Genomic DNA, 1,794 nt, shown 5'->3' on the forward strand with positions numbered 1-1,794 from the left:
CGGCCGGCGTCCGCGTGAAGGCCGGGTCGACCACGAGGAGCTGGCCGGTGGCCCGGTGGCCGGCGAGGACGGCGCCCCCGTCCCAGCCGTCCGGGGCGCCCGGTCCGTGGGCGAGTTCCTGGTCGAGCAGCGGGCGGCCGGCGCGGCGGACGGTGAGGCGGCCGACGAGCGTGCCGGGCGGTTCGCCGTGGCGTCCGAGGACCTGTTCCTCGCGCAGCACGAGCCGGGCCGTGGCGTCGAGCTCGACGGTGGTGCGGGTCCGCAGGTCGGAGCCGTGGACGGAGACGAGCTGCTCGGGCAGCCAGCGCAGGACCGCGTCCGCGCCGACGCTCATCCGCAGCTCGTACGTGGCCGGGTGCGGGTCCCGGCCGGGGAGGGCGAGGGTGGCGGCGGCCGCGTCGACCAGGAGCCGCGCCCCGTCCCGTACCTCGGTCTCGATGGCGAGCCGGTCGCCGCCCAGCGGGGCGCTCATGGCGCCGACCACGGTGACGCGGGCGGTGTCGCCGAGCGCGCGGGTGCGGCGCAGGGCGAGGGGGCCCGCGCTCTCCAGGACGGGCAGGGCTCCCCCGGCTTCGGCGGCGATCCGGGCGGTGGCGCGCAGGCTCATGCGGTCCAGGCGGCGAGCCGCCCGCGCACCCAGTCGGTGACGGGCGCGACGCCGTTCTCGGCGCGCAGCGAGGTGAAGGCGACGGGGAGGTCTCCGCGTTGCTCCCCGGCGTCGCGGGCCATCCGGTCCAGGTCGGATCCGACGTACGGGGCGAGGTCGGTCTTGTTGACGACCAGGAGGTCGGCGGTGGTGACGCCGGGTCCGCCCTTGCGGGGGATGTCGTCACCGCCGGCCACGTCGATGACGAAGATCTGGGCGTCGACCAGGCCCTTGGAGAAGGTGGCGGTGAGGTTGTCACCGCCGGATTCGACGAGGATGAGGTCGAGCGGGCCGACGGCGTCCTCCAGTTCCTCGACGGCCTCGAGGTTGGCGGAGATGTCGTCGCGGATGGCGGTGTGGGGGCAGGCGCCGGTCTCCACGGCGCGGATGCGCTCGGGCGGCAGAACCGCGTTGCGGAGCAGGAACTCGGCGTCCTCGCGGGTGTAGATGTCGTTGGTGACGACGGCGAGCGAGAGGCTGTCGCGCAGGGCGCGGCAGAGGGCGGCGACGGTGGCGGTCTTGCCGGAACCGACGGGTCCGCCGAGGCCGATGCGCAGGGCGCGGCGGGCGCCGTCGGGGCGGTGGGCGTCGGCGGAGACGGCGCCGTGGTGGTCGTGGCCGTGGTCGAGGTGCATGGACAGCTCCTTGCGCTGCTGCGGTACGGGTGCCGTGAGGCGGTTTCAGGAGGCGAAGAGGCGGACGGGCCAGGTCGCGTGCTGTTCGGCGGTGATGTCGAGGAGCGGCGCGGAGGCGGCCGGCAGGGCGTCGGGATCGCCTTCGCGGGCGGCGGTGGCGGCGCGTTCGGCGACCCGGTCCATGTCGGGGGCGAGCCGGGCGAGGACGGCGGTGGCCTGGTAGGGGTCGAGCCCGAGGAGGCGGACGGCGGCGGTGGCGGGGCCGCCGACCGTCTCGTACGCGGCGCAGTGGGCGGCGTCCTCGGGGCCGAGTCCGGCGGCGCGGGCGGTGACGCCGAGGACGACGGGCTGGTGGGCGCCGCGCGGGAAGGCGGCGGCCAGCGCGTCGAGTTCGGGGTGCGGCCAGGCCGCGCGGGCGGCGCGCATCAGCTGGCGGCCGAGTTTGCGGGCGGTGGCCCGCAGCGCGGGCGAGGGGGTGCGGGCGTCGGCGGCCGCGTCCAGGGCGTACGGGTC

At 77.1% G+C, this 1,794-nt stretch carries 3 protein-coding genes; all 3 read right to left on the bottom strand.

The genetic code is table 11. The features are described 5' to 3' along the window. On the bottom strand, nucleotides 1-607 hold a 607-nt coding region (locus tag RIF68_RS35750; RefSeq protein WP_309055786.1), incomplete at its 3' end, for an urease accessory protein UreD. Next, on the bottom strand, nucleotides 604-1,281 hold the full coding sequence (ureG, locus tag RIF68_RS35755; RefSeq protein ID WP_309055789.1) for an urease accessory protein UreG: 678 nt from the start codon (nucleotides 1,279-1,281) through the stop codon (nucleotides 604-606). The genes RIF68_RS35750 and ureG, both read right to left, overlap by 4 nt. A 45-nt stretch (nucleotides 1,282-1,326) precedes the next feature. Beyond that, nucleotides 1,327-1,794 (bottom strand): urease accessory UreF family protein (locus tag RIF68_RS35760; RefSeq protein WP_309055791.1); only part of this gene is annotated, 468 nt, incomplete at its 5' end.

It is taken from the genome of Streptomyces sp., from assembly GCF_031178505.1.
In the GTDB taxonomy this organism is placed as follows: Bacteria; Actinomycetota; Actinomycetes; order Streptomycetales; family Streptomycetaceae; genus Streptomyces; species Streptomyces gulbargensis.